The sequence below is a fragment of the Marinobacter fuscus genome, from assembly GCF_003007675.1.
Taxonomy (GTDB): Bacteria; Pseudomonadota; Gammaproteobacteria; order Pseudomonadales; family Oleiphilaceae; genus Marinobacter; species Marinobacter fuscus.
Genome location: NZ_PXNP01000096.1, coordinates 78,065 through 99,381, shown reverse-complemented (window position 1 = coordinate 99,381; position 21,317 = coordinate 78,065). Strand labels below are relative to the sequence as shown.

18 protein-coding genes are annotated in these 21,317 nt (G+C 56.0%); 4 read left to right on the top strand and 14 right to left on the bottom strand.

The window, feature by feature from the left end; translation table 11 throughout:
* The first annotated feature begins 153 nt into the window (after nucleotides 1-153).
* Nucleotides 154-987 (top strand): outer membrane protein assembly factor BamD, encoded by an 834-nt coding sequence (locus C7H09_RS12975; RefSeq protein WP_106763332.1) that lies wholly within the window; start codon nucleotides 154-156, stop codon nucleotides 985-987.
* A gap of 9 nt (nucleotides 988-996) precedes the next feature.
* Here C7H09_RS12975 and C7H09_RS12970 read toward each other — a convergent pair whose 3' ends face one another.
* Nucleotides 997-2,661, bottom strand: a complete 1,665-nt coding sequence (locus C7H09_RS12970) for an NAD+ synthase (RefSeq protein ID WP_106763329.1) — start codon at nucleotides 2,659-2,661, stop codon at nucleotides 997-999.
* 90 nt (nucleotides 2,662-2,751) lie between these two features.
* On the opposite strand from C7H09_RS12970, the gene C7H09_RS12965 reads away from it, so the two are divergent.
* From C7H09_RS12965 to C7H09_RS12955, 3 genes are read left to right on the top strand one after another with little or no spacing between them, the layout of a single operon-like run.
* Nucleotides 2,752-4,398: a two-component system sensor histidine kinase NtrB gene (locus C7H09_RS12965; protein ID WP_106763327.1), complete on the top strand. Its 1,647-nt coding sequence runs from the start codon at nucleotides 2,752-2,754 to the stop codon at nucleotides 4,396-4,398.
* A 52-nt stretch (nucleotides 4,399-4,450) separates the two neighbouring features.
* Nucleotides 4,451-5,845: a sigma-54-dependent transcriptional regulator gene (locus C7H09_RS12960; RefSeq protein WP_106763325.1), complete on the top strand. Its 1,395-nt coding sequence runs from the start codon at nucleotides 4,451-4,453 to the stop codon at nucleotides 5,843-5,845.
* A 54-nt stretch (nucleotides 5,846-5,899) separates the two neighbouring features.
* Complete coding sequence (locus C7H09_RS12955; protein WP_106763323.1) at nucleotides 5,900-6,454, top strand: GspH/FimT family pseudopilin; 555 nt, start codon at nucleotides 5,900-5,902, stop codon at nucleotides 6,452-6,454.
* Between the two features lie 12 nt (nucleotides 6,455-6,466).
* Here C7H09_RS12955 and C7H09_RS12950 read toward each other — a convergent pair whose 3' ends face one another.
* The 13 genes from C7H09_RS12950 to murJ form a co-directional block, all read right to left on the bottom strand.
* Nucleotides 6,467-6,925 (bottom strand): type IV pilin protein, encoded by a 459-nt coding sequence (locus tag C7H09_RS12950; RefSeq protein WP_011784390.1) that lies wholly within the window; start codon nucleotides 6,923-6,925, stop codon nucleotides 6,467-6,469.
* Nucleotides 6,922-10,083: a pilus assembly protein gene (locus tag C7H09_RS12945; protein WP_106763320.1), complete on the bottom strand. Its 3,162-nt coding sequence runs from the start codon at nucleotides 10,081-10,083 to the stop codon at nucleotides 6,922-6,924. Before C7H09_RS12945 ends, C7H09_RS12950 begins: the two co-directional genes overlap by 4 nt.
* A complete protein-coding gene (locus C7H09_RS12940; protein WP_106763318.1) occupies nucleotides 10,080-10,454 on the bottom strand; it encodes a hypothetical protein in 375 nt (124 codons plus the stop codon). Before C7H09_RS12940 ends, C7H09_RS12945 begins: the two co-directional genes overlap by 4 nt.
* Nucleotides 10,455-10,482: 28 nt before the next feature.
* Entirely contained in the window at nucleotides 10,483-11,016 is a 534-nt protein-coding gene (locus C7H09_RS12935) for a pilus assembly PilX family protein (protein ID WP_011784387.1), read from the bottom strand.
* The gene (locus C7H09_RS12930) at nucleotides 11,007-12,296 is read right to left on the bottom strand and encodes a PilW family protein (protein ID WP_106763316.1); all 1,290 of its coding nucleotides are present in this window, start codon (nucleotides 12,294-12,296) and stop codon (nucleotides 11,007-11,009) included. Before C7H09_RS12930 ends, C7H09_RS12935 begins: the two co-directional genes overlap by 10 nt.
* A complete protein-coding gene (pilV, locus tag C7H09_RS12925) occupies nucleotides 12,293-12,892 on the bottom strand; it encodes a type IV pilus modification protein PilV (protein WP_206074329.1) in 600 nt (199 codons plus the stop codon). Before pilV ends, C7H09_RS12930 begins: the two co-directional genes overlap by 4 nt.
* On the bottom strand, nucleotides 12,849-13,433 hold the full coding sequence (locus tag C7H09_RS12920; protein WP_165794826.1) for a GspH/FimT family pseudopilin: 585 nt from the start codon (nucleotides 13,431-13,433) through the stop codon (nucleotides 12,849-12,851). Before C7H09_RS12920 ends, pilV begins: the two co-directional genes overlap by 44 nt.
* 128 nt (nucleotides 13,434-13,561) lie before the next feature.
* Nucleotides 13,562-14,512, bottom strand: a complete 951-nt coding sequence (gene ispH, locus C7H09_RS12915) for a 4-hydroxy-3-methylbut-2-enyl diphosphate reductase (RefSeq protein WP_106763311.1) — start codon at nucleotides 14,510-14,512, stop codon at nucleotides 13,562-13,564.
* Between the two features lie 231 nt (nucleotides 14,513-14,743).
* Entirely contained in the window at nucleotides 14,744-15,196 is a 453-nt protein-coding gene (fkpB, locus tag C7H09_RS12910) for an FKBP-type peptidyl-prolyl cis-trans isomerase (RefSeq protein ID WP_106763309.1), read from the bottom strand.
* Between the two features lie 5 nt (nucleotides 15,197-15,201).
* The gene (gene lspA, locus C7H09_RS12905) at nucleotides 15,202-15,726 is read right to left on the bottom strand and encodes a signal peptidase II (RefSeq protein ID WP_106763307.1); all 525 of its coding nucleotides are present in this window, start codon (nucleotides 15,724-15,726) and stop codon (nucleotides 15,202-15,204) included.
* Nucleotides 15,726-18,545, bottom strand: a complete 2,820-nt coding sequence (gene ileS / locus C7H09_RS12900; protein ID WP_106763305.1) for an isoleucine--tRNA ligase — start codon at nucleotides 18,543-18,545, stop codon at nucleotides 15,726-15,728. The genes lspA and ileS overlap by 1 nt, the downstream gene beginning before the upstream one ends.
* A 33-nt stretch (nucleotides 18,546-18,578) precedes the next feature.
* Nucleotides 18,579-19,547 (bottom strand): bifunctional riboflavin kinase/FAD synthetase, encoded by a 969-nt coding sequence (gene ribF / locus C7H09_RS12895; protein ID WP_106763304.1) that lies wholly within the window; start codon nucleotides 19,545-19,547, stop codon nucleotides 18,579-18,581.
* Nucleotides 19,548-19,661: 114 nt separating this feature from the next.
* Nucleotides 19,662-21,251, bottom strand: coding sequence for a murein biosynthesis integral membrane protein MurJ (gene murJ, locus C7H09_RS12890; protein ID WP_106763302.1), 1,590 nt, complete (start codon nucleotides 21,249-21,251; stop codon nucleotides 19,662-19,664).
* Nucleotides 21,252-21,317 lie beyond the last annotated feature (66 nt).

The window sequence follows — 21,317 nt, the reverse complement described above, 5'->3', positions numbered from 1 at the left end:
GGCTCCCCCGAAAAGGCCGGGGCCGGTACATTTGGGGGTTACGTTTCGGTCAGATTGCAAACACAACACGGGGAGGCACTGCACAGGAGCGGACTTCCCCGTTACAATGGCGCAACCAAACCACAAGTTCTGGCCATTATACGGGATTCCGGCATGAGATCAGTTGTTCAATTACTTCTTCTTTTTTTGGCTGTTTCGCTGGCAACTGGCTGTGCCTCCCGTAAAGAAGCGGAAGTATTGCCGGAAGAAACTTACTATCAGAATGCCCGCAAAGCCATGAACTCTGGCAACTTCAATGAGGCGGAGCAGAATCTGGACTCGCTTGAAACCTATTACCCGTTTGGCCGCTATGCCGAACAGGCACAGCTTGACCTGATCTATGCCCGCTACCAGAACCTTGATCTCGAAGGCTCCCGGGCGGCGGCCGACCGCTTTATCCGGCTGAACCCGCAAAGCGATCATCTGGATTACGCCCTGTATATGCGGGGGCTGGCCTCTTACAACCTTGATATTGGCCTGGCTGCCCGCTACTTTCCAATCGATGTAGCCGCCCGCAACCCGGGAGAGCAGCTGCAGGCGTTCCGGGATTTCTCCCAACTACTGACCCGCTTCCCCGAGAGCGCCTACGCACCGGACGCGCGCCAGCGTATGATTGCCGTGCGTAACCGGATGGCTGAACTAGAGCTGCACGCAGCCCGCTATTACATCAAGCGGGAAGCCTACGTTGCCGCCAACAACCGCGCCCGCTACGTAGTTGAAAACTATCCTTCATCGCCTTCGGTTGAAGAGGCCCTGATGATTCTGGCAGACACCTTCCGTTTTCTGGAGCTGAAGAAAGGGGCCAGCGATGCCATCGCCACGCTCCGGAAAAACTTTCCGAACAGCGAGGCGTTCAATGAAGACGGCGCATACGAGTCAGACTTGCTGCGCCGCCAGAACCGCTCTCTCGCCAATGTGATCACCTTTGGCCTGATCGGCGACGAGTGATTCCCCGGTTTAGCGCCCGCTTTTCCAGCCATTGGTGATCGGATAGCGCCGGTCTTTGCCGAACCCCCGCTCGGTAATCCGGACACCAATAGGCGCCTGACGTCGCTTGTACTCGTTGATATCCACCAGTCGCACCACACGGTCTACATCGGTGCGTTCGAACCCTTCAGCAACGATGGCGTCGGCGCTGTAATCCCGCTCCACATAGAGATTCAGGATCTGATCCAGCACGTCGTAACCCGGCAGGCTATCTTCATCCTTCTGATCCGGCGCCAGCTCCGCTGAAGGCGGCCGGGTAATTACCCGCTCGGGAATCACCGGCGATAGCGTATTCCGGTACCGGGCCAGGCGAAACACCAGGGTTTTGGGCACGTCTTTCAAAACATCAAAACCACCGGCCATATCACCGTATAACGTGGAATAGCCAACGGCCAGCTCACTCTTGTTGCCCGTGGTCAGCACCAGTGAACCAAACTTGTTTGACAAGGACATCAGCAGAACCGCGCGCAACCGGGCCTGAAGATTTTCTTCGGTTGTATCCGGCGCCGTTCCGGCAAACGGTTCTGCCAGTGTTGCCATAACGCTCTCGTACATGGGCTCGATGGAAAACACATCGTACTGCACCCCCAGAGCCACAGCCTCCGCTTCGGCATCTTCCAGGCTCATACCGGAGGTATAGCGAAACGGCATCATCACAGCACGAACCCGCTCCTTACCCAACGCGTCGGCAGCAACCGCAACGGCCAGCGCAGAATCGATACCTCCCGACAACCCCAGCACGACCGACTTGAAGCCGTTCTTGTTAACGTAATCCCGAACACCCATAACCAGAGCATTGTAAACGTCGGCTTCGAGCGAGGTTTCTGCAGGCAAGGCCTGAGAGACCGGCTGACAGCGATGCTCGCATAAGAAATCGACAACATAGAGCCCCTCTTCAAAACGAGGTGCCTCTACGGCAAGGCGACCGGAGTGGTCGAACACCATGGAACCACCATCAAAAACCAGCTCGTCCTGGCCACCCAACAGATTAACGTAAACCACACTGACGCGGTTTTCCCGGGCCTTACGCTCCAGCAACGCTTTGCGCCGAGCCTGCTTGTCGGTATCGAATGGTGAAGCGTTCAGGTTCAGTATCAAACTCGCACCGGCAGTTGCTGCTTCTTCAAGCGGGCCATCGCTCCACAAATCCTCACAAACCGTGAGCCCGATTTGTTGCCCCTGGAACTCGAAGACGGTTGGCGCATGCCCTTCGTTAAAATAGCGCTTTTCATCGAAGACCTGATAATTGGGCGGGCAACGCTTGAAATAGCGAGCCAAAATCTCACCCTCGGCAATAACCAGTGCGGCATTGAACAGAAGGCCGCCAGAGTGCACCGGCGCACCAATAACCATCGCCGCTGGCAGTCGGGCATCCTGCAGCTTTTGCAGCGCTTCGCTCACCCGGAGCTCAAGACTCGGGCGCAACAACAGGTCTTCCGGGGGATAACCTGTCAGGCAAAGCTCAGGGAATACCACAATGTCTGCCTGGTGCTGCTCACAGGCATCACGCGTGGCCTGCAGAATACGCTCAGTGTTGCCGGGAATATCCCCTACCAGGAAATTCAGCTGCGCCATGACAACCCGAAGCTGCCCGTTTTGTTGGTTGTCTGCAGATACCCGGTGGCTGACCGACATGGAATGGCTCCTGTAACTTGTTGCCGTGAAAAGGCTATTATAACCCGTGATAAACTGACATTTCCTCCGAACAGAGACACCCGAAGCGCTATGCCGCCACTACTGACCCACGAATCACCATCACGCTCGCTGTTCGGCTCCGGGGTAACCCAGCAACAAGCCCGCCTGTTCCGCATTTACAATTACTACCGCGTGGTCATCAGCCTGATGCTGGTGGGCCTTTTGTTTCTGGAGCCCATTACCACCGATACCAAAACACGGTGGCTCGAATACTACCAGGCGGGTGTGGCCTCGTATCTGACCATCAACGTCCTGGTCGCGATCAGCCTGGCTACCGGGTTCCTGCTGCGCAGGCGTCACCTTGTGCTTTCCATTGTGTTCGATATCCTGATCATGCATGGCCTGCTCCTGGCGGGCTCCGGCATTACCGGTGGTCTGGCCAATCTGGTCATTGTAGCGGTGGCTGCAGGCAACATTCTGACTCCGAGCCGTATGGGCACCTTCTACGCCGCACTTGCCGGGCTCTGCTCTTTGGGCATCACCGGCTGGGCCGTTCTTGCGTTCAACGAAAATGCGGATGACATTGTCCGGGCTGGCTCTCTTGGCATTGTGTATTTTGCCGCAGCATTCATTCTGCAGGGCATCTCCCGGCGCATGATACGCAGCGAGGCACTGGCCAGCAGCCGGGCAAAAAGCCTGCAGGAACTCGAGCAGATCAACCAGCAAATCATTCAACGAATGCGCACCGGCATTCTGGTGCTCGATCGCCGGGGCAGTATCCGGCTTGCCAATGCCGCCGCCGAAGAACTCCTGTTTGGCACCACCGCCAGCGACGACAACACGGTGCCGCCAATACAGCCATTACCAAAACCCTTGCTGGATGGTCTGGCGAACTGGCTGGAGAATCCAAACAACCGCACAACCCCGTTCCAGGCATCGCCAACATCACCGCTGCTACAGGCCAGTTTTACGCCTCTGGATCAACAACAGGGGGATCAGATTCTGGTGTTCGTGGAAGACATGAGTAAAGTCACCCAGCAGGCGCAGCAAATGAAACTGGCATCTCTGGGGCGACTGACGGCTGGTATTGCCCACGAAATCCGCAACCCGCTGGGGGCGATCAGCCATGCTGCCCAGCTAATGGACGAGTCACCAAACCTCGACCAGGGTGACCGCAAGATGCTCGATATTATTCACCGGCACTCCCGAAGAGTGAACGGCATCATCGAGAATGTGCTGGACTTGTCCCGACGCAGGGTTGCAAGCTCGGAACTTACTGATATCGGCGTGTGGCTGACCGAATTCTGCGAGGACTTCCGCCAAACACTGGAAGACCCGAGTTCTGCCAGGATCGAGCTCATTATTGACGACGAACTGCCGCAGGCACGTTTCGACAAAAGCCAGATCGAACAAGTGATGGTCAATCTGTGCGACAATGGCCTGAGATACAGCAGGCAGCAAACCGGCGAAAACCGGATACAATTAAGGGCTGGGGTAACCGCAGACGGTAACCGTGCCCACGTAGATGTTCGCGACTTCGGCCCCGGTATTTTACCGGAGAACCGGCATTCGGTATTTGAACCCTTTTTTACCACCGACAAAAGCGGTACCGGCCTTGGCCTGTATCTGGCCAGGGAGCTTTGCGAAGCCAACCAGGCGCATTTGTCGCTGGTGGAAGATACGCTGCCGGGATGCTGCTTCCGAATTACCTTCGCACATCCAGGGCGGATGATCTGACGAACCAGCCATATCGGGCGTTTCAACTCGACAAGGAACCGACACAAGAAGTATGACTAGACACACAGCGCTGATCGTAGACGACGAGCCGGATATCCGGGATCTGCTGGAAATTACCCTCGGCCGGATGGGCATTACCACCTGGACGGCGCCTGACCTGAGTACCGCCCGGGAACTGCTGCAGAAAAACCAGCCACAGTTATGCCTGACGGACATGAACCTGCCCGATGGCAATGGCATAGAACTGGTGCAATGGATACAGCACAACGCGCCCAACACACCCGTAGCCGTGATTACCGCCTACGGCAGTATGGACGCTGCCATTCAATCACTCAAAGCTGGAGCCTTTGACTTCGTCTCGAAGCCGGTTGAACTGCCCCGGTTACGGGAACTGGTCAACAGCGCCCTGAAGCTCTCCGATAACAGCACGCCGAAAACCACCGGTAATGATCAGCCCGAACTGCTGCTCGGCGATTCCGCCCAGATCAAAAAGCTGCGCAACCAGACCCGGAAGCTGGCCCGCAGCCAGGCACCGGTGTTTATCAGCGGAGAATCCGGCAGCGGCAAAGAGCTGGTCGCCCGCATGATTCACCTGCAAGGCCCCCGCAGTGACGGGCCCTTTGTCGCAGTAAACTGCGGCGCTATTCCCTCCGAACTGATGGAGAGCGAATTTTTCGGGCACAAAAAGGGCAGTTTTACCGGCGCAGTCGAGAACAAGGCTGGCCTGTTCCGCTCCGCCGATGGCGGCACCCTGTTCCTGGATGAAGTAGCGGATTTGCCGCTGGCCATGCAGGTTAAGCTGCTGCGCGCCATTCAGGAAAAGGCGGTACGGCCGGTGGGAGACACCAAAGAGATTCCGGTAGACATCCGGGTACTGAGCGCCACCCACAAGAATCTCCCGGAACTGGTGCAGGAAGGCAGTTTCCGGCAGGATCTGTTTTATCGCATAAACGTGATCGAGCTCTCGGTTCCGCCCTTGCGCGACCGGCCAGACGACGTACCCTTACTGGCCGGGCACATATTGAACCGCATTGCCCGGGAATACGAATGCGACCCGGCTAAGCTCACCCCGGCCGCCATCCAGCGCCTGCAGGGTTACGAGTTCCCGGGCAACGTGCGGGAACTGGAGAATATCCTGGAGCGGGCTTTTACACTGTGCGACGAAGACCTGATAGACGCCAGCGACCTGCACCTTGGAGGCGGTGCCTGCCTGCCAGCCCGGGCTGCACCGGAGCCAACGCTGCCTGATCAGACATCAGAAGCGCAGCAATCCATCGCTGTGCCGGAAGGCGAAATTGATCTGGAAGATTACCTGGAGGGCCTGGAGCGGCAAGCCATTGAAAAGGCGCTCGAGGCAACCCGCTGGAACAAGACCGCAGCGGCCAAGCGCCTGGGAATCAGCTTTCGGGCATTGCGGTACCGGTTGAAGAAGTTGGGAATGGAGTAGATAATCAGACTGGCTTTCAGGAAGAAAGCCAAACCATTGTGCCAGGGAGGCAATATGAAAAAACGAATACCGTGGGGCTTCACGCTCGTGGAGCTTCTTATCACAATCGCCGTGTTTGCAATTATTGCAGGGATGGCGATACCGGCACTACACCAGGAAATCGCCAACGGCCACCAAAGGCAACTCATTGCAACCTTTCATGGCGCCTTTTCCTACGCCAGGTCGCAGGCGGTACATACAGGCGCTCCCGTTATCCTCTGTCCACTCTCGCCAAGCTTGAATTGCGTTGACAACTGGGGCTTGCCTGTGGCGATTTTTTCCGACAGCGACCGGGATCGAAGGCCGGATGACGACATCGTCTGGCGCTACATCCAGCCACCCGAACACTACCGGATACACTCCAGAACGGGTCGGCGAGGCTACTTCGCCTTCGGGCCTAATGGCCTGATGCTTGGCGCCAGCGGCTCTCTTGTTGCCTGCCCCACCGCAGGCAACAAACAGCCGATGAGCTATCTGGCTGTGAACCGAGGGGGCCGCTTCCGCGCGATCCACGACGATGATCTGGACAACATCATTCGTCTATCCTGGGGCGGGGTCATCAGGTGTTAACCCCTTGTGCGACTAATTTGTCCATTTATCCTCGCCAGTGCCGATACTGCCACTGTTGTCGCGATCCCAGCGCCTGATGCCCTGGTTGTTCAAATCCAGAAAACCATCACCCACCTGCCCATTGACCGGGGTGGCCCTTACTACAAACGCTGAGGCCGATGCACTGTCGATGGTGAGATTGTAGTAGGCTGTGCCTCCATCCTTGGGCACCTTGTCATAGTAAATTCCGGGGGCGCCGGTATCACCGCCCCCTGCGCCTGCCCCGGTGTAGCTGTTGGTGGCCGTGAAATGTCGCTCCATTGCCGCCGCCAGCCCCATCAAAGCAGACTGAGCCTCTGCTCTTCGGGATTTCCGAACATGATCCTGATACGACGGATAGGCTACCGCGGCAAGAATGCCGACGATAGCTACCACAATCATGACTTCAATTAACGTAAAGCCCTTGTTACTCGCGGTCTTGCCCCGGATCACTCCACTTCCCTCCAGAACGTTTGAGTAAAGGTGTTGCTATCTTCAACCTTCTCACAGTTTGTACCAACACAAATGAAACCGTCTTTTTCCGTTCTGAGAAGTTTCGGTGCAGGTGGAATCCCTGGAACCGGAATATCTTTCACCCGATCTGGCTTGGTCAGCTCATCCGGATCACCAATGCCGTCATAATTGCGAACAGGCTGACCATCACGCAACGCGATTGAGTAGAGTCGTGAGCGACCTGTCGACGGCGCACATGCAGAAAGTGCCGGCGCTGGCTGATAGGTTGTGAAGGTAACCACACCATCCACCACCAGGCTCTGGGACAATACCTTTTCACCTTTATTCTCAAGCTTGAGCATCCAGCCATTTGCGCTCTGCAAGGCTTTCTCGGCAGCCAGTTTTTCGCTATCCGTACCCTCTCCAATCTTGTTATCCGTGATATCAAGAAGGTCACTTTCTGTGAGAGTGGTATAGGTTACGTATCCAGTCGAAGTATCGACAGGCGCACTAAACAGCTCCGGAATGCGAATCATATAGGCGCGATCCTCGATAACCTTGTTCAGGGGATGGGCGTGAAAACCGGAACCAATAACCAGGTTAAGGTAGCGTTTCCCCCAGAAGGTGCTCACGGAAAGGTCCGGTGTATGATAGAAGCGCCGCGCCGACGCATGGTCGCCTCCGGAAAGGTTGGCGATGCGACCACCAAATCCGAGTGTACCGGCAGAGTTACCATTGTTGAAATCGAAGCGCCAGATCTGACCACCCATATCACCGATATAAGCCTGATCTGCCAACCCATCACCATCGATATCCAGAACCTTCGGCGATGCAGGCATGCTGTACTTCATCTGAGAAAGTTCGAGATTCGCACCGGAGCCTTTTGGACCGGCCCACCACAAGCGGCTGCCCGTTTTCGCATCAACCACATACAACGCCCGGCCCATGTCATCTTCGGTAATCGTCGCCACATCGTCCTGGTCTTCATCATAGCCACCGGCGAAAAACAGGACATCTGTCTCGGTACCGCCGATATTCAGCTTGGTTTTGACCGGCGTGGACCAGGTTTGGCCGAGCTCTGAAAAATCACCGGATCCACCATTGATTTTCCACAACGCCTTTGGAGCATCCCTGTCGGTTGCATCCAAAGCATAGTAGCTACGCCCGCCGCGACGCATACCTGTGTAAAGGTACACATGATCACCATCCGCCGCCTTGATTCCGCCGCTGGGATTTTTAACCCAGCTGACCACAGAACCGTCCATTCCATAGATGCGACCAGACTCCGTTTCTTTGTTCTCCATCAAGGTTTTCTGCTTGTTCAGCATTTCCTCCGGCATAAAGGCAAAGTAGGACTCGCCTGTTTCACCATCAATGGCATGCAAATAGCCCTGGTTGTCACCGAAATAAATCGTAGTGTCCGGAGAAGCCTCGGTACCGCCATAAACAATCAGTTTCGGTTCAGAGTGCAAAGGATCGGCAATAAACTTTCTGGCATCGCTCGTGGACCCGTTTTCATTTTCGTCTTTAACATCTTCTCCCCGAATCCAGCGAATCAGGTTGGTGTGCTCGGTGTCGCTCATGCTGGAGTCTCCCAGCACACTTTTCGTCAGGTTGGCCTTGTTCGACGTAGATACCAGGTTATCACTGGCGCTCAGGGCCTTGCCTTTGAGCCATGTGTACACTTTGCGATTGCTCGGCACATTGGGCAGCTGGCTACGTGCGCCGCCTGCCTTCACCTCTTTACCATCAGCAGATGCCGACCACCAGCTTTGCGTGTCATCCTTAAAGAACCCCGTGGCGGAATCAATTGCTACTTTGCCGTTGACATCGACGATCTTACCGCCAGCGGAGATTTTGTAGCGCTTCAGGTTACCTTGCCACAAAGGCCGGGTGTCCGGTTCGAAAACAGAGTAATAGAGAGCGTCAAAATGACTTAAGCGATTGAACGAGTTTACCGCAACGCCAGGGGCGACAAAGGTACTGCTGGTATCAAGTACGGCCCTTACGATGTCATTGAAAGCGTTCGCCAGCTCTTCGGCATCATTCGCCAAATAGTACTTTCCACCTCCGGCAGTCGCCGTCTTCGCCAACAAGGGATCATTGATCTCGAAACCCACCGTGTAGGTAGTTATCGTTTGATCACCGTCGTGCGCCTCCGTCATATCATTTGTTCGAATGTAGCCCGCTATTTCATCAAGGCAGTTGCCGGAACAAGATGCTCCGATTTCTGTTTCCATAGTAGAAACATGATTACCATCCTTTGTCGGAGCACCATCAGTCATTAGAATGATATTATTCGACTGACACTCATACTCGATAGGAGATATATAGCCATCCTCTTGGCTTTTTATTGGGTTGCGATCGAGGAACTGATTTTCACCCTGATAATATCTCATGGCTTCAAATAAAGTTTCTGAAAGCGGCGTCCAGGTTTCATGATCAAGTGTATCAACAGCCGCCTTGAAATTCCCCCTATTAGTGGACACATCACCAATCGGGTTCATAAGATGCCCGCCTTCAGTGTTGTTGACAGTATTGAAGGCCATTAGTCCGATATTGACACCCGTCGTGGTGTCAGCTAGGTGCTTGGCAACACCTTTCATGACATCCAGCCGGGTCATCTTTATCGTTCCGGATTTCGCACTTTGCCAGTTCAGATAATTTGGCGAAAAGTATGTGCGTCTACTAAAATTATTCCAATTAACACTCCGATCATTGTCAGCCTCACAGTCAGTCGTACTGTTGTTCACATCGACTTCATCAAAACTCCGCCACTTCCTTTTATAGAAGTACGCCATTCTGTATTGCTTCAACTCACCTACTGTGTCAATGCGTCCATTCAGGTCAGAGCACTCAATCACAGACCTTCTGATGGTATACCAGTCACCATCTTGCTTATAGTAAACATAGTTTGAATTAAAATCCCCGGAATACGATTTATCCGGATCATAAACCGGGTCAGACGACACTTTCACATCAACCATTGCGTCCATGCTGCCCGAGTTATCAAGTATAAAAAGAAGATTGGGGCGAATACTCGTACTGTCCTGTGTATTAAAGAAGATCTCAGTATCATCTGCCAAGGCACTTGTCGTACCAGATGCCAACAAAAATCCAAGACTAAAAGCAGCCAGTCGGTTCATCTGAGTTTTCATTTTCCACCTCCATTGCTGGCATCAAAATACTGAACCCTTTTTACTTTCGAAGTCTCACTATCGATGAATACAGTCCCAGCACTTCCCTGCAACTCCCTAAAAGCATCCCCGGCTGATATAGAAACGCCGGCAGCCGAAAACCTCAAATTCTCAGCAGGTAGCAAGGCTCGGAACTCACACCCGTCACATTCTTTGAAACGTATCTCAACCACGCCAGAGGACCGGGAGTAAGCCAGCATGACAGATGGAGATTCAACAGCAATCTCACTTGAGGTCATTGCGGTATTTGCATACGGAAGCTCCTGCTGAGCCCAAACTAGCTGTGCCATAACTGCGAAAATACACGTGATTCCAAACTTCACGTAGTTCATAGGTTCGACCCTCAGTGTTCACTTGCCATTAAAAGAAAACCACACTGACACCACGAACAACCCGCCCGGTTGCTCCGGAGCCCGTGATTTCAGCATCACCAATAATTTCGAATCTGTGCCGGAACGTCTCAATATCTTCACCGAAAGAATGGCCTTCTATCAGGTTGGCCTCTCCCAGGTAGCGAATTTCCGACGTCGCTTTCTTTCCCGTACCGGCTCCTGAGTAGTTAACGGGTGTTGTTGAGACTCCAATACCCGCGTCCAGGGCATTCAAGGCACGTTTCCACTCGGTCGAGTTCACGTTCATAGGCTCCAGACGTTTAAACAGATCCTGTCCGGCGGACTCCGCAGAGAAAAAAGCCTGCCTGGCATTCTGAGCATTGGCCGACATACGTTCTTGCAGAATCGATGAGTTCATACTGGCGAGGCCAATCATAGTAATCACCAGAAGAATCACCAGGCTGATAATCAGAGCCGCCCCTCGCTGACTGGCTGGCAGCTGAGGGGGCGACACCGAGCCATTCTTTTCGGCAATAAACAGTAAACCGTTACTTAATTGCATGGGTCGCCATCCCCCCCGTTGTTGTCTGCATCTTCCCATTCCCACAAATCGGTACCTACAAGTTGCTTGAACTCACCACATCTACGATTCCGAAGATCCAGCGTTGTCACAAAAGCTTTCCTCAACCGCCTGTCGGCTGCGTGCGCCTGCTCACCAGTGCCGGGTGTACCGGCAACAAACACTGTTCCCGGCAATTCATAGGATTGGCTGTCATCCTGCTGCAGCACGTTCCCGGACGCACTGACTAGCAAGCCTACGCGAATGACCACAACGTCTTTCCAATCGCTGGCGGTAACGCCCGAAGCATCAACGAAACTGATGGTGTTGTTGTCTGGGTCGGTGCGCAGGCCGTACTGAACTTTCATGGCTTCGACACCTTCAACCAGTTCTTCGCGTTGAAAGTCCGGTGTGGCAGAGTTGGGCAGGTTATTGGTGGCTCGGTAGAGTGCCTGTATGTTGTTGCCCTGGTCATCCACCCGGCCGGTATCGGCCACAAAAAACACGGTGCTTTCAAAGGCAAACAGTGCAGCATCAGAGTCCGCGGCATAAGCCACTGACAAGTTGCCGTTGGTATTGGCTGCCACCTCGTGCTTAATCACTTTTGACGCCCCCGACGGATCATTGGTCATCCGGAAGACATCGGCAAACTCGCAGTTGGCAATCATGAGAAGTGCGCCGGAGCTGAACTCTGCTCCCGCCCCAAACAGGCCATCCGGATCGACAATGGGAATGTGAGAATCACGCGCTGCCATGCCTTCCGGTGGCGTAGCACCGTTACTGATGATCGCAGTCAACGGCCGTGCGCGCTGAACCATCAGCACATCGCTGCCTGGCAGGGCATCGTCCTCAATAATGCTCAAATCCTCAAAGTCTGTACCGGCATCCCAGGTTGTCTGCGTGGCTGCGGTAACCTGCCAGCCCTGAACACCGGTGTTGTACAAGTAAACACTGTCCTCGCCTGCTGCCGGTGTTATCGACGGCGGAGGATTACTCGCAACCACGCGCAGGGGCACAGAATATCCGTCTGAACACCCCTGGTATCCAGCCATCCGCACCTCTCGGGACATCAACTCCAGCCCTATGCGGCCTGATTCCTGAATACGAGCCAGAGAATCCCCCAGCCGAGTGGTCTGATTGGAGTCCATGTACACAGTAAAAATGCCGAGAATAATCGCTCCACTAAGTGCGAGAGCTATCATCAGCTCGACCAGCGAAAGGCCTGCCTGCCGCACCCGTACCGCACTCTCAACACTCAAAAGTTGCTTGCTGGGATTAGTCATAGAGTAAACTCGATAACAGTTTGCTGATCTTCAGTAGACATGGAACCTTTTGCCTCACTCCACTGGTCTTCTTTCCAGGTAACGGTAATGGTGTAGACGTTGCCAGCGGTTTTGGGGCCGCCACCGCCTGCAATGGTCAATTTCCAGTCGGGTAACAGGGCCATTTTCCCGTCGGCACCCTCCATCTGCCTTTTCCAGGCAAACAGATCTGCATTGACTCGCTCGCTGCCTTTGCAACCAGACGCTTCACATGCAGGATCTGTGATACTTGAACTCTTATCATATGTGCCGTTGTAGCTGTCGTTCAGAGCCTCGGCAACATTCGCACGCATGCGATCTGCCATGTCGTACGCCAGAACCGTGCCCTGCGTGCGCAAAAACGCACCCTGGTTATTCTTGAGACTTCCCACAGTCAGACTTGCCATTCCAAGCAGGCCTACAGCCAAAACCAACACGGTGACCAGTATTTCAATCAAGGTCATCCCCCGCTGGGCATTTGCTCCGTTATTCATCGTATTGAACCCGTTCATCTGTTGCCGCTCCGCTTCTTGGTCAACACTTGAAATCAATGTTGTTGTGGTCTTCGCGGTTTCCACTGCTATCTCTTGCTGCAGACCGTGTCTGCCCTGACACCGACAGCACCACACCCCGAGCTTCGCTCGCTCCGAAAGAATCACACATCTTGAACGTTACCTGGTTGCCGCCAGCAGGCGCTCCAGTGCGAACGAGAGCCAGGCTGGAAGAATTAAAGCTGGCATTAGTGCCGGTTTTTACCTCCAGCTTAATGCCGCTGGGCAATGGCCCGATTACCTTCAATATGGTTTCGCCCGCATCCACACTTCCGTTGCCGTTGGCATCCCGGGCAATGATCCATCCAACGCTCCAGTCTGTTTCGCCGGTACATTTTGCCGAGTCGTTGGAAGCGCACAGCAATACCGGTTCTGCGGGCCGCTTTGCGGACTCACTTCGAGCAAAGCCGATCAGGCCTTGAAGCTCATTGAAGGCCGCGGTTGTCCGGTTTCTAGTAATCATATCTCCCATCGCCGGAATCGCGATTGTCGCAACAATCGCCACAACAGCAAGAGTCACCATCAGCTCAATCAACGTAAATCCGCGCTGCGCCTGGATACTGCGCATAAGCCAGCTCCCTAAAGATTTTTTCATGTTCATAGATTACAACCCCATAAAAAAACCGCCAGATGTCGTCGACAAGTGGCGGTTTATCACCGATGAATGGACGTTGGCCCATTAAAATATGATGTAGATCACAATTCCACCGCGTCGATGCGAAGTTCTTTGGGCATGGAAAAGACGATGTTTTCTTCACAGCCCGACACTTCCACCGGCTCTTCGCCCCCCAAGGCTTTCAGGCGCTTGATCACATCGGCGACCAGCACCTCAGGGGCAGACGCTCCGGCCGTTACGCCGATTGCCTTTTTACCGTACAGCCATGCGGGGTCTATCTGGGCGGCTTCATCGATCAGATAGGCCGGGGTGCCCATGCGTTCGGCCAGTTCCCGCAGGCGGTTGGAGTTGGAGCTGTTCGGCGAGCCCACTACCAGCATCAGGTCGCAGTCGCCTGCCAGTTGTTTTACCGCGTCCTGGCGGTTCTGGGTGGCGTAGCAGATATCATCCTTGCGGGGGCCTTCGATTTCGGGGAATCGGGCGCGCAGGGCGTCGATGACTTTTGCGGTATCGTCCATGGAGAGCGTGGTCTGGGTGACGAACGAGAGCCTTGAAGGGGCTTTCACGTTCAGGTTGGCCACGTCTTCTTCGTCTTCCACCAGGTAGATGTCGCCGCCGTTACGGTGATCGTACTGGCCCATGGTGCCTTCAACTTCCGGATGGCCATGATGCCCAATCAGGATGCACTCGCGGCCATCGCGGCTGTAACGCATAACTTCCATGTGGACTTTGGTTACCAGCGGGCAGGTGGCGTCGAAGACTTTCAGGTTGCGGCGTTCGGCTTCGTTTTTGACAGCCTGGGAGACGCCGTGGGCGCTGAAGATAACCAGGGTGTCGTCTGGCACTTCGTGCAGTTCGTCCACGAAGATGGCGCCGCGGTTTCGGAGATTGTTGACCACAAATTTGTTGTGGACGACTTCGTGGCGTACATAAATCGGCGCTCCGAACACGTCCAGCGCGCGGTTTACAATTTCTATGGCGCGGTCGACACCGGCACAGAAGCCACGGGGATTAGCGAGTCGGATTTGCATGATTGTGCCTATAAATATTTACCTGAAATGAGAGAGGCCCTACCAGGGTGCCTGTCACACGCGTGATGTAGAGCTGATCGCCCGCGTGCTGCGGGGCAGAGCTTGCAGGGACACGCTATGAATACATCCCTGTACGCTTGACTGCAGCATCCCTGCTGCAGACAGTCCCTGCAAGCTCTGCCCCGCATCACGCTCTGTTCAAGTTAGCGGTTCAGGACAAACCCCTGATCATCAATGGGTTGGGCCAACCGGCTCCACATCGATAATCTGCACTTCGAATACCAGTGTATGCCCGGCCAGCGGATGGTTAAAGTCCACATCCACCACGTCACCCTCTACCCGCTGGATCACGCCCGGTAATTCCTGCTGGCGTGCGTCGGCGAAGGAGACCACAACGCCCGGCTCCAACACCATATCAGCGCTGAATTCATGGCGCTTGAAGGTCTGCACGTTGTTCGGGTTGCGCTGGCCAAAGGCTTTTTCCGGGGGCACTTCGAAGGTTTCACGGTCACCAGCTTTCAGGCCCATCAGGTAGGCCTCGAAATTCTCCGGCAGGTTTTCATCGCCGATTTCCAGTGTCGCGGGTTCTTTGTCGAAGGTGGTATCAACTGTTTCGCCACTTTCGAATTTCAGGGCGAAATGCAGAGTCACCCGGGTGCCTTTATCAATGGGGAGTTCGTTCATGGCGATCAGTTGCTCCTGTTCGCATCCCCGCCGGTCTCGGCGGGTTTGCGGAAAACGTCCAGTATCATCATGGCAGCACCGATTGTGATGGCGGTGTCTGCCAGGTTGAAGGCGGGGAAATGCCAGTCCTGCCAGTAAAAATGCAGGAAATCCACCACGTATCCGTGTACCACCCGGTCGTATACGTTGCCAATGGCGCCGCCGAGGATGAGTACGATGGCTATGGCGGCCCAGGTTTCATTGGCTTTGAGTTTTCTCAGCCAGCCAATCAGTACCACACTGACCACCAGGGCCAGAGTCACAAAAAACCAGCGTTGCCAGCCTGCGGCATCGGCCAGAAAGCTGAAAGCGGCGCCTGTGTTGTGCAGCAGTGTGAAGTTGAAGCTGGGCACAACAGGCACCGGATTGCCATACACCAGCATGGCGGTGGCCATGGCCTTGGTGCCCAGGTCGATGGCGACCACCAGTGCGGCCAGCCATAACCATTTCAGCTGGCCACCTGCTTTGCTGTCTGTCATAACCGCATCCATCAGGCGTAGGCGCGGGCTTCACCCGGGCCTTCCACGTTGGTAACGCAGCGGCCACACAGGTCACTGTACTGCTCGTTCTGGCCAACGTCTTCACGGTGGTGCCAGCAGCGCTCGCACTTGGCGTGTGCGGATGGGGTAACCTTCACCAGCAAACCTTCAAGGCTGGTCTGCTCTGCGCCCTCTGCCTCACTCACCGGTTTGACCGTCGCTTCGGAGGTGATCAGCACAAAGCGCAATTCTTCGCCCAGGTGTTGCAAGCGCTTGGCCAACTCACCCTCACAGAACAGGGTGACTTCGGCGGTCAGAGAACCTTTGATCTCGCCGCGGGCACGGGCGTCTTCCAGGCACTTGTTAACAGCTTCCTTGACCCCGTAGATCTCACGCCAGTAATCCCGGCCCAGGTCGACGTCTTTCGGCAGCGCGGTCAGGCCTTCATACCAGGTTTCGTAGAACACGGTCTCGCCGCGCTCGCCCGGCAGGTGCTGCCAGATTTCGTCGGCGGTGAAGCTCAGAATCGGCGCAATCCAGCGTACCAGGGCCTCGGCGACATGGTACAGGGCAGTCTGGCAGGAGCGCCGCGCCAGACTGTCGGCCTGGGTGGTGTACTGGCGATCCTTGATGATGTCCAGATAGAACCCACCCAGCGTCGATTCACAGAAGTTGTACACTTTCTGGTAAATGCGCAGGAACGCATAGTTGCCGTAGTCTTCATGCAGTTCGTTCTGCAGTTGCAGAGCTCGGTCTACCATCCAGCGGTCGAGGGCCAGCATGTCGTCCGGCGCCACCATGTGCTGCGCCGGCTCGAAACCGCTCAAGTTGCTGAGCAGGAAGCGAGCGGTGTTACGAATCCGGCGATAGCCGTCGGCAGTCTGGCGCAGGATGTCTTTGGAAACGCTCATCTCACCGCTGTAGTCGGTGGCAGAAACCCACAGGCGCAGGATATCGGCACCCAGTTCGTTCATCACTTCCTGGGGTGCGATCACGTTGCCCATAGACTTGGACATCTTGTAGCCCTTGGCGTCTACCGTGAAGCCGTGGGTCAGCACCTGTTTATACGGCGCCACGCCATTGATGGCGATGGAGGTTTTCAGGGACGACTGGAACCAGCCCCGGTGCTGATCAGAGCCTTCCAGGTACATATCCGCCGGGAACTGCCCCAACTCTTCCCGTACCCGCAGCACCGAGTCGTGAGTAACGCCGGAATCAAACCAGACATCCAGCGTATCCAGGACTTTCTCGTACTGGTCAGCGTCGGCACCCAGCAGTTCGTTCTGATCCAGCTCATACCAGGCGTCGATACCGCCGGTTTCCACCGCCTGCGCCACTTGTTCAAACAGCGCCTGGGTGTTCGGATGCAGTTCCTGGGTTTCCTTGTGGATAAACAAGGTAATCGGCACACCCCAGGTACGTTGCCGGGAGATACACCAATCCGGGCTTTGCTCGAACATGGCTTCAATGCGATTCTGGCCCCAGCCTGGCACCCAGCGCACACCTTTGATGGCCTCCAGGGCGTCGGCGCGCAGGTTGAGTTTGTCCATGCTGATAAACCACTGCGGCGTGGCCCGGTAGATCAGCGGCGTTTTGGTACGCCAGCAATGGGGATAGCTGTGGCGGAACTTCTCCGCGCGCACGAGTTTCCCCTCGCGCTCCAGTGCGGCGCAGACAGGTTCGTCTGCCTTGTACACATGCACTCCGGCGAATTCGCCAGCGGCTTCGGTGTAGGTGCCATCGGCTTTCACCAGGTTCACCGTATCGATACCGTAGGCTTTGCCTACCTCAAAATCTTCCATACCGTGATCGGGCGCGGTATGGACGGCACCGGTACCGGCGTCCAGAGACACATGATCACCCAGGATTACCGGCACTTGCCGGTTGTAAACCGGATGCCGAAGCATCTGCTTTTCAAGAGCGGCACCGGCAACGTTGGCCAGTACGGTGTAGTCTTCCACACCCCAGCGCTCCATGATGCCCGCCACCATATCGGTAGCCAGGATCATCCGCTCCGAACCCTGGCCTGCATCCAGCTGAACCAGTGCATATTCCAGATCCGCGCCCACGGAAACCGCCTGGTTGGCGGGAATAGTCCAGGGCGTCGTTGTCCAGATCACCAGCGACACATCGCCCGGGCCGTCGTCCACACCGAACACCGCAAGAATGGCTGCCCGATCTGCCACCGAAAAACGCACATCGATCTGGGTGGAGGTCTTGTCCTGATACTCAATCTCGGCTTCTGCCAGTGCGGACTGACCCACCACACTCCAGTAAACCGGCTTGTAGCCACGCACCAGGTGCCCTTTTTCGACAATCTTGCCCAGCGCCCGGACAATGCCCGCTTCCACCTTCGGGTCCATGGTCAGGTAGGGCTTGTCCCACTCTCCCATTACGCCCAGGCGGATAAAGTCGGATTTCTGACCTTCAATCTGTTTGGTGGCGTAATCCCGGCAAGCCTGGCGAAAGGTTTTGTAATCCACCTTCACGCCCGCTTTACCGATCTCCTGCTCAACCTTGTGCTCGATGGGCAGACCGTGGCAATCCCAGCCCGGCACATAAGGGGCATCAAAGCCCATGAAGCTGCGGGACTTGACGATCATGTCTTTCAGAATTTTGTTGACCGCATGCCCAATGTGAATGCTGCCGTTGGCGTAAGGAGGGCCATCGTGCAGGATGAACTTATCCCGGCCTTCACGCTGCTTGCGCAGGTTGCCGTAGACATTCAGATCCCGCCAGCGCTTGAGCATGTCGGGCTCACGCTTGGCCAGGTTACCGCGCATCGGAAAGGCGGTTTCCGGCAGATTCAGGGTATGCTTGTAGTCGCTCATGTCGTTGTGCGTACTCTCGGTTGGTCAGTTGTATCAGGTGTCCGGCGTGGCAGGATTTGCTGCCAGCCAGGCCCGGGCAGTCTCGAAATCCCGGACAATCTGTTGTCGCAACTCGTCAACAGAATCAAATTTCACTTCGTCCCGCAAACCATGGCGGAACACCACATCCAGATGCTGGCCATAGAGTGTGCCAGCAAAGTCAAACAGGTGCACTTCCAGCGACGGCCGCTTACCATCCACTGTCGGGCGCAGGCCGATGTTGGCAATGCCGTCCTGCCACTGGCCGGAGTCCAGCCTGGCCCGCACCACATAAACGCCCCGCAAAGCCGCCATCTTGTGCAGCAAAATGTTGGCGGTTGGCGCGCCCAGTTGGCGCCCCAGTTGCCGGCCATACACCACCCGGCCATGAATCCGATAGGGATGCCCAAGCAAGCGCTCGGCTTCTTCCAGCCCATTCACCGTCAGCGCATTGCGCACCCGGGTGCTGCTCACCCGCTCGCCATCCACCGTCACGGTGCGGGTGTTCTCGACAGAAAAGCCCCGCTCTTGCCCGACTTGATTCAGCAGGCGGAAATCACCGGCGCGATCACAGCCAAAACGAAAATCATCCCCGACCACCAGATGGCGCACACCTAGTCCACCGATGAGCACATCGTCAATAAAACCCATGGCCGAATAACTGCGGAAAGTCTGATCAAACCGGATGCACAACACCATGTCGACACCTTCCGCGAGCAACGCCTCGAACTTCTGCCGGAATGGCATCAACCGCGGCGGCGCCTGGTCACCACGGAAAAATTCCTGGGGCTGAGGCTCGAAAATGATCACCACTGAAGGCAATCCCAGTGCCCGGGACTTTTCCTTGACCTGCGAGATAATCGTTGTGTGGCCACGGTGCACACCATCGAAGTTGCCGATGGTCGCCACGCAACCACTGGCAAGCGGCGAATCTGCCCGCCCGGCGATGCGCTTGAGATTGGTCAGGCCTCTGATCAGACGCATAAACTGCGAACCCTAAACTGCCGCTGGCTTTGGGCGCGCGGGCAAATTGCCAACACGCTGGTGAGAAAACGCGCGATTATACCTCAGGAGCCGGTGTGGTAGAAATCGCCGAGCCTACTTCTGGCGGAATTGGCGCAACCGCACACCCGTCAGGCCCAGGGTGAGAAAGTACGCAGCCACACCGGCAATCACCAGAATCGCCATTTCGGTCGCCCGGGCAAGTCCGCCCAGCAGCAACCACTCGGCAACCGGCGCGTTCAGCCAAAGTACGACAGCTGCCAGCGCACCGTTTGCGGCCGCCAGCTGCATCAGGAATTTCGGCCAGCCCGGCTGACTTTGCCAGGCGCCCTCTTTACGCAAGCCCCGCCACAGCAAATAGCCGTTCAACCAGGCAGACAGGGAAGTGGCAAGTGCCAGACCGGCATGAGCCAGTGGCACAATCAACGCCAGGTTAAATGCCATGTTCGCCACCATGGCGATAACGCCAATCTTCACCGGGGTTCGGGTGTCTTCCCGGGCGAAAAAGCCCGGTGCCAGCACCTTGATCAGCATAAATGCCAGCAAGCCCGCGGAATAGGCCCGCAGGCTTTGCGCCGACATCAGCACATCCCGGTCGGTCACTTCGCCGTAATGAAATAAAGTGGCAATCAGCGGCTCAGCCAACAACGCCAGGGCAAGGGCAGCGGGTACGCCGATCAGAAGCACGGCCCGCACCGCCCAGTCCAGGGTGGCGGCAAACTGATCCGCGGAAGACGCCGCATGCTTGCGCGAAAGACTGGGCAAAATTACCGTGGCAATGGCAATGCCGAACACGCCCAACGGTAACTCTGACAAACGATCCGAGTAATACAACCAGGACACGCTACCGGTCTGCAGAAAGGACGCCAGCACGGTATCGAGCAGCAGGTTGATTTGACTGACCGACACCCCGAACAGCGCTGGCGCCATCAGTTTCAGAATCCGGCGCACACCTTCATGGCGATAATCCACCCGGGGCCGGGGCAACAAGCCGAGCCGCATCAAAAAGGGCAACTGGAAAAACAGCTGCAAAGCTCCGGCAATAAACACCCCCCAGGCCAGCGCCATTACCGGCTCTGCCATCAATGGGGCAACGAATACGGCGGCACCGATCATCGCCAGGTTTAGCAGCACCGGCGTAAACGCGGGTACCGCGAAGCGGTCGTAACTGTTCAGGATGCCACCCGCGAAGGCGGTCAGCGAAATCAGGAGCAGGTAAGGAAAGGTAATTCGCAGCATCTCACTGGTGAGCGCAAACTTGGTGTCGTCGTCCAGAAATCCCGGCGCGAATACCGCCGTCAGCACCGGCGAGCCCAGCATGGCCACCAGCGTGACCGCCAGCAACACCAGCCCCAGTGACCCGGCCACCGCATCCACCAGGCGCTTCACCTCGGACGCATCCTGCCCTTGCCGGTAAGACGACAACACCGGCACAAAGGCCTGGGAGAACGCTCCCTCTGCAAACAGTCGGCGCAAAAAGTTCGGGATTTTGAAGGCAACAAAAAACGCATCGGCTCCGGCACCAGCGCCGAAGTAGCGAGCGATCACCATGTCCCGTACCAGGCCCAGCACACGGGACAACATAGTCATCAGCCCCACAACCCCGGACGACCGCAACAACCCTGGCGCCTTGGGGGGCGGATTTACAGGTGACGTTGTTGCTGAGGGCGCAGGCTTGTTGGGCATGATGCAGATCCGGTGATATAAGGTAAAAAAGCCAGGCTGTCTCGGTAATCCACAGGGTGCCGAGAG